Annotated in this window: 10 protein-coding genes; 8 read left to right on the forward strand and 2 right to left on the reverse strand. The window is 59.4% G+C overall.

Annotation, left to right across the window (positions count from 1 at the left end; genetic code table 11):
• Positions 1-1051: Rne/Rng family ribonuclease (locus ACXRVY_RS18100; protein ID WP_458237906.1), on the reverse strand; the 1051-nt coding region annotated here is incomplete at its 3' end.
• Positions 1052-1753: 702 nt separating this feature from the next.
• Here ACXRVY_RS18100 and rluC point away from each other — a divergent pair.
• The 3 genes from rluC to ACXRVY_RS18115 are packed head-to-tail and all read left to right on the forward strand — an operon-like array spanning position 1754 to position 4379.
• The gene (rluC, locus tag ACXRVY_RS18105; protein ID WP_223459606.1) at positions 1754-2716 is read left to right on the forward strand and encodes a 23S rRNA pseudouridine(955/2504/2580) synthase RluC; all 963 of its coding nucleotides are present in this window, start codon (positions 1754-1756) and stop codon (positions 2714-2716) included.
• Positions 2703-3365 (forward strand): HAD-IA family hydrolase, encoded by a 663-nt coding sequence (locus tag ACXRVY_RS18110; protein ID WP_223459604.1) that lies wholly within the window; start codon positions 2703-2705, stop codon positions 3363-3365. The genes rluC and ACXRVY_RS18110 overlap by 14 nt, the downstream gene beginning before the upstream one ends.
• Before the next feature lie 24 nt (positions 3366-3389).
• Positions 3390-4379, forward strand: a complete 990-nt coding sequence (locus ACXRVY_RS18115; RefSeq protein WP_458237907.1) for a S49 family peptidase — start codon at positions 3390-3392, stop codon at positions 4377-4379.
• 117 nt (positions 4380-4496) lie between these two features.
• Here the strand turns inward: ACXRVY_RS18115 and ACXRVY_RS18120 are convergent, their stop codons facing one another.
• Entirely contained in the window at positions 4497-5075 is a 579-nt protein-coding gene (locus ACXRVY_RS18120; protein ID WP_458237908.1) for a Maf family protein, read from the reverse strand.
• 105 nt (positions 5076-5180) lie between these two features.
• Here ACXRVY_RS18120 and ACXRVY_RS18125 point away from each other — a divergent pair, with 105 nt between their 5' ends.
• The 5 genes from ACXRVY_RS18125 to ACXRVY_RS18145 all read left to right on the forward strand — a co-directional run.
• The gene (locus ACXRVY_RS18125; RefSeq protein WP_007942001.1) at positions 5181-5708 is read left to right on the forward strand and encodes a YceD family protein; all 528 of its coding nucleotides are present in this window, start codon (positions 5181-5183) and stop codon (positions 5706-5708) included.
• Positions 5709-5721: 13 nt separating this feature from the next.
• On the forward strand, positions 5722-5904 hold the full coding sequence (gene rpmF, locus ACXRVY_RS18130) for a 50S ribosomal protein L32 (protein ID WP_003179396.1): 183 nt from the start codon (positions 5722-5724) through the stop codon (positions 5902-5904).
• A 4-nt stretch (positions 5905-5908) separates the two neighbouring features.
• Positions 5909-6919 carry a phosphate acyltransferase PlsX gene (plsX, locus tag ACXRVY_RS18135; RefSeq protein ID WP_458237909.1) on the forward strand — a complete coding sequence of 337 codons (1011 nt, stop codon included), beginning with the start codon at positions 5909-5911 and terminating at the stop codon, positions 6917-6919.
• Between the two features lie 124 nt (positions 6920-7043).
• Positions 7044-7982, forward strand: a complete 939-nt coding sequence (fabD, locus tag ACXRVY_RS18140; protein WP_046037471.1) for an ACP S-malonyltransferase — start codon at positions 7044-7046, stop codon at positions 7980-7982.
• Positions 7983-7998: 16 nt separating this feature from the next.
• The coding region (locus tag ACXRVY_RS18145; RefSeq protein ID WP_458237910.1) for a 3-oxoacyl-ACP reductase family protein at positions 7999-8560 on the forward strand (562 nt) is incomplete at its 3' end.

Raw genomic sequence — 8560 nt, forward strand, 5'->3', positions numbered from 1 at the left:
TGGCAGGGGTCATGTCGATGAAGTCGATGACGATCAGGCCGCCGATGTCGCGCAGGCGCAACTGACGGGCGATTTCTTCGGCCGCTTCAAGGTTGGTTTGCAGGGCGGTTTCTTCGATGTCGCTGCCTTTGGTGGCGCGCGCCGAGTTGATGTCGATGGACACCAGGGCTTCGGTCGGGTCGATGACGATGGAACCGCCGGAAGGCAGTTCGACGACGCGCTGGAAAGCGGTTTCGATCTGGCTTTCGATCTGGAAGCGGTTGAACAGCGGAACGCTGTCTTCGTACAGCTTGATCTTGCTGGCGTACTGCGGCATCACCTGGCGGATGAAGGTCAGGGCTTCGTCCTGGGCTTCGACGCTGTCGATCAGCACTTCGCCGATGTCCTGGCGCAGGTAGTCGCGGATCGCGCGGATGATCACGTTGCTTTCCTGGTAGATCAGGAACGGCGCGGCGCGGTCCAGCGAAGCTTCCTTGATGGCGGTCCAGAGTTGCAGCAGGTAGTCGAGGTCCCACTGCATTTCTTCGCTGCTGCGGCCCAGGCCGGCAGTGCGCACGATCAGGCCCATGTCGGCCGGGGCAACCAGGCCATTCAGGGCTTCACGCAGTTCGTTGCGCTCTTCGCCTTCGATGCGACGGGAAATACCGCCGGCACGCGGGTTGTTCGGCATCAGTACCAGGTAACGACCGGCCAGGCTGATGAAGGTGGTCAGGGCGGCGCCCTTGTTGCCACGTTCTTCTTTTTCGACCTGAACGATGACTTCCTGGCCTTCGCTCAGGACGTCCTTGATGTTGACGCGACCTTCGGGGGCTTTCTTGAAGTATTCGCGGGAGATTTCTTTGAGGGGCAGGAAGCCGTGGCGCTCAGAGCCGAAATCGACAAAGGCAGCCTCGAGGCTTGGTTCGATGCGAGTAATCCGGCCTTTATAGATGTTGGCCTTCTTCTGCTCGCGTGCACCGGATTCGATGTCCAGGTCATAGAGGCGCTGGCCATCTACCAGTGCAACACGCAACTCTTCGGGTTGAGTTGCGTTAATCAGCATTCTTTTCATGTAGTACCGTCGGTTTCCGGGCTGCCGGAAACGGCGTTCGGCACACACGACTTCTCACGGTCGGTGTCAGGTGCGTCGGGAGTGGTTGGCCATTTCCCGTGTCCAGCGAAGTCCGGCCAATGTGGGCCTTCATCGCGACGTACGCGTCCTGCTTGCTGTGGCTACTTAAGCACTCAGTCAGGAGGAGGAATCAACCAGCGGCTGTGGACGAGATGAAGCGTCTTGAGAAAGCCTGTTGCTACACAGTCCGGCGGTTGTGCATCTCCACCCTACACGTATCCCTGATAATTCGGGTGCTGCCGCGCGCAGAATCCGCAGCGGGTTGGCATTTACCGTGAGCTCCGAAAGGGGAGGTCACGCATCATGGCTAATTTAGGCGTTGTTTCCGATGCCTTCGCTCGGGGTCATTCGCAGCTGACTGCACTTTGTGAACTGGCCGTGAATATGGCTCGCAAAACGAGTGGAATACTCTGCTTTGTGGCGTGATTCAGGCCTCATGTCACCTGCGCTCGTTACACCTGCAAACTCCACCGTTACGTAGCGAAAGCCCCGTAGGACGGCCTCGCGTCCTGGTGAATTGCGTTGGTCAGGGCCGGTTTTTGACCGTTGGTCCGCTGTCCAGGCCGCTTTTGGCGACGTTCGCGACTATAGCAGCAATGATTAAGTGCTTCAATTCCATAAAAAATTGTTATCATCCGCGGCATGACGACGACTACCCTCCCGACTCCAGGCGTACAACTGCTTGAGGTCTCGCCGGAATATGCCGGCCAACGCATTGATAATTTCCTTCTCGCCCGACTCAAAGGCGTGCCCAAGACCTTGATTTACCGCATTTTGCGTAAGGGCGAAGTGCGCGTGAACAAAGGTCGGATCAAGCCCGAGTACAAGCTGCAGGCGGGCGATATCGTGCGCGTGCCGCCGGTTCGCGTGCCTGAGCGCGACGAGCCGGTGCCGCTGGCACAAGGCCTGCTGCAGCGACTCGAAGCCTCGATTGTCTTCGAAGACAAGGCGCTGATCGTGATCAACAAGCCTTGCGGCATCGCCGTTCATGGCGGCAGCGGCTTGAATTACGGAGTAATCGAAGCCTTTCGTCAGTTGCGTCCCGATTGCAAGGAACTCGAACTGGTTCATCGTCTCGACCGTGACACCTCCGGCCTGCTGATGATCGCCAAGAAGCGCAGCATGCTGCGTCACTTGCACACGGCCTTGCGCGGTGATGGCGTCGATAAGCGCTATATGGCGCTGGTTCGCGGTAACTGGGCGTCCTCGATCAAGCAGGTTCGAGCGTCGCTCGGCAAGAGCAATCTGCGCTCCGGTGAGCGCATGGTCGAGGTCGACGAGGAGGAGGGCAAGGAGTCTGTGACCGTGTTCAAGGTCCTGCGTCGCTTTGGCGACTTTGCCACTCTGATTGAAGCCAAGCCGATCACCGGTCGCACTCACCAGATCCGCGTCCACACGTTGCACGCCGGGCACTGCATTGCCGGCGACACCAAGTACGGCGATGACGATTTCAGTAAGGAAATTCGTGATCTGGGCGGCAAGCGTCTGTTCCTGCACGCCTACATGCTGACCGTACCACTTCCCGATGGCGGTGAGCTGAAGCTGCAAGCGCCGGTCGACGAGATGTGGGCCAAAACCGTGGAGCGATTGAGTGCGCCCATCTGATTACAAGCTGCTGATCTTCGATTGGGACGGCACGCTGGCCGATTCCATTGGGCGGATTGTCGAGGCGATGCACGTTGCCTCGCAGCGTTCCGGGTTTGAGTTGCGCGATGATTTTGCCGTCAAGGGCATTATCGGTCTGGGCTTGCCGGAAGCGATCCGCACGCTGTATCCCGAGATTGGTGACGGCGAGTTGATCGCGTTCCGTGAGCACTATGCTGAACATTACATTGCGTCGGAAGCTGTGCCTTCGCCGCTGTTCGAGGGCGTGGTCGAGTCGCTCGAGGCATTTCGTGTCGAGGGTTATCATCTGGCTGTGGCGACCGGCAAGGCCCGTCGCGGGCTGGATCGGGTGTTGAAGTCCCATGGCTGGGAGAATTATTTCGATATCACCCGCGCTGCCGACGAGACCGCCAGCAAGCCCCATCCGCTGATGCTCGAGCAGATTCTCGCTCATTGCGAGGTTCGCCCGGAGCAGGCGTTGATGGTTGGTGATTCATCCTTTGACTTGCAGATGGCGCGCAACGCCGGCATGGGTTCGGTGGCTGTCAGCTATGGCGCTCAATCGATCGATGCGTTGAAGTTGTATGAGCCGCGGCTGGCCATCGATCGTTTTTCAGAATTGCATGCCTGGCTGAGTCAGCGGGCTTAACCGGTTGTTTTTGGGGTGGATGGCATGGCCGACGAATGGAAGGCGCCCGCCAAGGCGAGCGCAGAGAGCGGTGACGAGAAAAGCTGGAAGTTGCTGGAGAAGACGCTGCTGGCCGGAGTGCAGGAGCAGCGCCGGTCCCGTCGCTGGGGAATATTCTTCAAACTGCTGACTTTTGTGTATCTGATTGGCGCAATGATTCTGTTTTCGCCGCTGATGGATATGGAAAAAGCCGCCACCCGCAGTGCTCATTACACGGCGCTGATCGATGTGACGGGCATGATTGCCGACAAGGAGCCGGCCAGCGCAGACARTATCGTTGGCAGCCTGCGTGCGGCTTTCGAGGACGAGAAGGTCAAGGGCGTCATCCTGCGCATCAACAGCCCGGGTGGCAGTCCGGTGYAGTCGGGCTATGTCTATGACGAGATCCGTCGTCTGCGCGGCCTGCATCCGGACACCAGGCTGTATGCGGTCATTTCCGATCTCGGGGCTTCCGGTGCTTACTACATCGCCAGCGCGGCAGATCAGATCTACGCCGACAAGGCCAGCCTGGTCGGCTCCATCGGTGTGACGGCGGCCGGTTATGGTTTTGTCGGCACCATGGAGAAGCTGGGCGTCGAGCGGCGCACCTACACCGCTGGCGCACACAAGTCGTTCCTCGATCCGTTCCTGCCGCAAAAGCCGGAAGAAACCGCCTTCTGGCAAGGCGTGCTCGATACGACCCACAAACAGTTCATCAGCAGCGTCAAGCAGGGGCGCGGCGATCGCCTGAAGGACAAGGATCATCCGGAGCTGTTCTCCGGTCTGGTCTGGTCCGGCGAGCAGGCGCTGCCGCTGGGGTTGATCGATGGGCTGGGTAATGCCAGTTCGGTTGCGCGGGATGTGATCGGCGAGAAAGAGCTGGTGGACTTCACTGTGCAGGAGTCGCCGTTCGATCGCTTCTCGAAAAAGCTCGGTGCCAGCGTGGCTGAGCATTTGGCGATGTGGATGGGCTTTAACGGTCCGTCGTTGCGCTGATACTGCGGTGACATGAAAAACCGGCCTGCGAGGCTAATGCCAGTCAGTTGAGTGTTTGAGCGCCGCAAACCTTGTGGGAGCGAGCTTGAGCTTGCGAGGCCGATTTTTTATTGGGGGTCAGGGGATTTGCACGCCTTCGGCCAGCAACATGTCGATCAGGCGAATCAGTGGCAGGCCGATCAGGCTGGTGGCGTCAGGCCCCTCGGTGCTGCGAAACAGGCTGACCCCCAGGCCTTCGGCCTTGAAGCTGCCTGCGCAGTCGTAGGGTTGCTCGGCGTGCAGGTAGCGTTCGATGCGGGTCGTATCGAGTGTGCGCATGTGTACGGTGAACGGCACGCAATCGACCTGGCAGTGTCCGGTCTGGCTGTTGAGCAGGGCCAGGCCGGTCAGGAACGTCACGCGGGCACCGCTGGCGGYCAGTAGTTGCTCACGGGCTTTTTCGAACGTGTGGGGCTTGCCGATAATCCGCTCTCCCAGTACGGCGACCTGGTCGGATCCGATTATCAGATGAGCGGTATGGCTGTCGGCCAGGGCGCGCGCTTTCTCTTCGGCGAGGCGCTTGACCAGTTCGATGGCGGATTCGCCAGGGCGATGGCTTTCGTCGATATCCGGCGAGCTGCACGTGAAAGGCAACTGCAAACGGGCCAGCAATTCCCGGCGATAGACCGAGCCAGAAGCGAGTAATAAAGGCAGCATGCGCATCTCCAGAAGGCAGGTGCGGATTCTAGCGAGGCTTCCAAGTGACGGACAGGGCTGAATTTCCTTTGACATGGGCGGGTGCATCCCTATAATGCTGCGCCTATGTTGAATGACCCGATTCCACCTCACGTTGACCCGCGCAAATTGGCTGATCGTGGCACCACCCTTCAAGGTGAAATGCTGCTGGCCGATTTGGAGAGACTCTGCGACCCGCTTTCCGACAATGTCGGTACGGTGCAGGCTAAATTCGTTTTTGAACGAGATGAACGTAAATCTGTGGTTATCCACAGCTTTATCGACACTGAAGTCAAAATGGTTTGCCAGCGTTGTCTTGAGCTGGTCACCCTGCCGATCCATAGCGAATGCAGTTACGCCGTGGTGAAGGAGGGTGCGAATACCCAGTCGTTGCCGAAAGGTTATGACGTGCTGGAACTGGGCGAAGATCCTTTGGATCTGCAGTCACTGATCGAGGAGGAGCTTCTGCTCGCCTTGCCCATTGTGCCTGCTCATCATCCGGAAGAATGCCAGCAGCCGGCGGGAGCAGATGAGCCCGAACCGAGCGAGGACGAGGTAACGCGGTCCAACCCGTTCAGTGTATTGGCGCAGTTAAAGCGTGACCCAAACGTTTAGGAGTTAATCAATTATGGCTGTTCAGCAGAACAAAAAATCCCGCTCTGCCCGTGACATGCGCCGTTCGCACGACGCTCTCGAGGCTAGCACCCTGTCTGTAGAAAAAACCACCGGTGAAGTTCACCTGCGTCACCACGTATCGCCAGAAGGCGTATACCGTGGTCGTAAAGTGATCGACAAGGGCGCTGACGAGTAATCACTTGTCCGCTCAAGTCATCGCGATTGACGCAATGGGCGGGGACTTCGGTCCCCGCAGCATTGTTCAGGCCAGCCTTGCTTGCCTGTCTGCTACACCCTCGCTGCACCTGACCCTCGTCGGTCAACCCTCCCTACTTGAAGAATTGATCGCTGGCCATTCGGCTGTGGATCGCGCGCGCCTGTCGATTGCCCCTGCGAGCGAAGTCATTACCATGGACGAAAAACCCACCCAGGCCTTGCGTGGCAAACCTGACTCGTCGATGCGTGTAGCCCTGGAATTGTTGCGCGACGGCAAAGTCCAAGCCTGTGTCAGTGCCGGCAATACCGGGGCGTTGATGGCGTTGTCGCGGTTCGTGCTCAAGACCTTGCCGGGTATTGATCGTCCGGCCATGGTGGCGGCGATTCCGACACAGAAGGGTTACTGCCAATTACTCGACCTGGGTGCCAACGTCGATTGCAGTGCCGAGCATCTGCTGCAGTTTGCGGTGATGGGCTCGGTTGCTGCGCAAACGCTGGGCATAGCGCGTCCACGGGTGGCGTTGCTGAATATCGGCACCGAAGACATCAAGGGCAACCAGCAGGTCAAGCTGGCCGCCACTTTGTTACAGGCCGCTCGCGGCATCAATTACATCGGTTTCGTCGAAGGTGATGGTTTGTACCGCGGCGAAGCGGATGTGGTGGTGTGTGACGGTTTTGTCGGCAACATCCTGCTCAAATCCAGCGAAGGCCTGGCGACCATGATTGYCGGGCGCATCGAGGCGTTGTTCAGGAAGAACGTGGCCTCTCGCGTGGTCGGCGCGCTGGCGCTGCCCTTGATGAAACGTCTGCAGGCCGATCTGGCACCTGCCCGGCATAACGGCGCGAGCTTTCTCGGATTGCAGGGGATCGTGGTGAAGAGCCACGGTTCTGCCGGAGTGCAGGGTTTTCAAAGCGCCATTCAGCGCGCACTGATCGAAATTCAGGAAAACCTGCCTGAACGCATTCACGGTCGTCTGGAGAATTTATTGCTTTAGGCGTTTTCGTCGGACAATGCTTAAATGTGACCGGTTGGTTCGATGGGCCATCCAACTGTCAGTTTCTTGCGCCCCCAAGCGGGACGCCAATTCTCCGACGACAAGATCATTAGGGGCTTGTTACATGTCTGCTTCCCTCGCATTCGTCTTTCCAGGACAGGGTTCGCAGTCCCTCGGCATGCTGGCCGAGCTGGGCGCGCAACATCCGGTTGTTCTCGAAACATTCAAAGAAGCTTCCGATGCACTGGGTTACGACCTGTGGGCACTGACCCAGCAAGGGCCGGAAGAGCAACTCAATCAAACCGATAAAACCCAACCGGCCATTCTGACCGCCTCGATCGCCCTGTGGCGTCTATGGCTGGCGGAAGGTGGTGCGCGTCCGGCTTATGTCGCCGGTCACAGCCTGGGTGAATACAGCGCGCTGGTCGCGGCAGGCAGTCTGAGCCTGGGCGATGCAGTGAAGCTCGTCGAGCGTCGTGGCCAGCTGATGCAGGAAGCCGTGCCGGCCGGACAAGGCGGTATGGCTGCCATCCTGGGCCTGGACGATGCCGACGTACTGGCGGCCTGTGCCGAAGCGGCGCAAGGCGAGGTGGTCAGCGCGGTGAATTTCAACTCGCCGGGCCAGGTGGTCATCGCCGGTGCCAAGGCTGCCGTCGAGCGCGCCATCGAAGGCTGCAAGGCGCGTGGCGCCAAGCGCGCCATGCCGTTGCCGGTCAGCGTGCCGTCCCATTGCGAGCTCATGCGTCCGGCTGCCGAGCGTTTCGCCGAATCGATCGCCGCGATCGACTGGCAGGCACCACAGATCCCTGTGGTGCAGAACGTCAGTGCCCAGGTGTCGGCCGATCTGGAAACCCTCAAGCGCGATCTGCTCGAACAGCTGTACAAGCCAGTACGCTGGGTCGAATCCGTACAGGCGCTGGCAGCCAAGGGCGCGACCAATCTGGTCGAGTGCGGCCCGGGCAAAGTGCTGGCGGGTCTGAACAAGCGTTGCGCCGAAGGCGTGTCGACATCCAACCTCAATACCCCAGACGCTTTCGCTGCCGCCCGTGCAGCGTTGGCCTGAATCAGGAGAAGCTTGCATGAGTCTGCAAGGTAAAGTTGCACTGGTCACCGGTGCGAGCCGTGGCATCGGCCAGGCTATCGCCCTGGAACTGGGTCGTCAGGGCGCCATCGTTGTGGGTACCGCGACCTCCGCGTCGGGTGCCGAGCGCATTGCCGCGACCCTGAAGGAAAACGGTATTCAGGGCACTGGCCTGGAACTCAACGTCACCAGCGACGAGTCCGTGGCGGCTGTTCTGGCGAGCATCCAGGAGCAGTTCGGTGCGCCGGCGATCCTGGTCAACAATGCCGGTATCACCCGCGATAACCTGATGATGCGCATGAAAGACGACGAGTGGCACGACGTTGTCGATACCAATCTGAACAGTCTGTTCCGCCTGTCCAAGGGYGTTTTGCGCGGCATGACCAAAGCCCGTTGGGGCCGAATTATCAGTATTGGTTCGGTTGTGGGTGCCATGGGCAACGCAGGCCAAGTAAACTACGCTGCCGCCAAGGCTGGTCTGGAAGGTTTCAGCCGTGCTCTGGCGCGTGAAGTCGGTTCGCGTTCGATTACGGTAAACTCGGTGGCCCCAGGGTTCATCG

Source organism: Pseudomonas sp. P5_A2_2 (assembly GCF_054177685.1).

Bases quoted from the DNA above. Each gene is read 5' to 3' on its own strand.
- rpmF (WP_003179396.1), top strand. From the start codon at position 5,722: ATGGCTGTTCAGCAGAACAAAAAATCCCGCTCTGCCCGTGACATGCGC.
- rluC (WP_223459606.1), top strand. From the start codon at position 1,754: ATGACGACGACTACCCTCCCGACTCCAGGCGTACAACTGCTTGAGGTC.
- ACXRVY_RS18125 (WP_007942001.1), top strand. From the start codon at position 5,181: ATGTTGAATGACCCGATTCCACCTCACGTTGACCCGCGCAAATTGGCT.
- fabD (WP_046037471.1), top strand. From the start codon at position 7,044: ATGTCTGCTTCCCTCGCATTCGTCTTTCCAGGACAGGGTTCGCAGTCC.